The sequence below is a fragment of the Kocuria oxytropis genome, assembly GCF_040981195.1.
GTDB lineage: Bacteria > Actinomycetota > Actinomycetes > Actinomycetales > Micrococcaceae > Kocuria > Kocuria oxytropis.
Genome location: NZ_JAVFXA010000058.1, coordinates 1 through 1,005 on the forward strand (window position 1 = coordinate 1; position 1,005 = coordinate 1,005).

Annotated in this window: 1 protein-coding gene; it reads right to left on the reverse strand. The window is 68.3% G+C overall.

The window, feature by feature from the left end:
* Positions 1-121: 121 nt before the first annotated feature.
* On the reverse strand, positions 122-1,005 hold an 884-nt coding region (locus QYM41_RS17550; RefSeq protein WP_368801056.1), incomplete at its 5' end, for a replication initiation protein.

The following is a 1,005-nucleotide window of genomic DNA, read 5'->3' on the forward strand; positions in this document are numbered from 1 at the left end:
GAGCGCTTGATGAACTCATCACGCGGTTCAGCGGCGATGCGACGAACGGTGCGGGTGGAACAGCCCAGGGCTTCTGCTCCCTCCTTGGCGGTGACAGTGCGCCGTGCGGGTGTCTCGGCAGTCATCGGAAGAGCTCCTTGGATGCGTGGGTGCGGTCGATGCGGCGTTTGTCAGCAGCGCGTTGAGCGCGGCGCTGTTGGTGCTCCGGAGCGGTCCAGGCTTCGCGTCGTTGGTTGGTGAGTTCTGGGGTGATGTTGCGCCAGGTCCAGCGGGCGATGGAACGGGCCAGGTGCAGCACTTCCACCTCGCCCAGCGGGCCGCGGGTGAACTCCTCGGCGATGGCGGTGAGGTTCTTGTTCACGGCGAAGGCGTGAACGGTCTGCTCCCACTCGCTGGCATCGTCGTAGCGCAACCGAGCGCGGTAGGCCCATTGGCGAGTGAGGTGGAACAGGGCGACGTTGCGGCCCACGGAGGACGCTGTGAGGGCTTTTCCGGTCCTGGAAGGCCCTGGGAGGGCTCCGACGTCTCCGAGGGCCTGTGCGAGCTCCTGGAGGCCGTAGAGGGCGGTTTCCTCGCCCCACAGCGGCATGTGCTGGCGGTGGACGGGGTTCTTGGTCACCCGGCCCGCGTAGCCGACGTCTCCGCCCAGGACGTCGACGAGGCCTTGCTCGATGCGGGCCAGGAGGTTGATCGGCTTCCGGCGGGCGGAGTCGGTGAGGCACACCGGAGCGGCCAGGGCGTAGGCGATGTGCCCGGAGCGGGTGTGCGGGTTCAGCGTCACCCAGGAGGGCTGAGGCAGCCCGACCAGATCGGCCACCTGGTCGGCCTCGGAGCCGTCGTGGTCGGTGACCACGATCGACTGCAGGCACAGCGGGTTGGTCTCGATGTAGGGCAGCTGCAGGGCGTGCTCCCGGGACAGTCGCCGGTAGGCGCCGTCCTTGCGCTCAGCGGCCAGTGGCGCCTGCGGTAGCCAGTGGTCGGCGAACACGTTCTGGAAGCTCATGA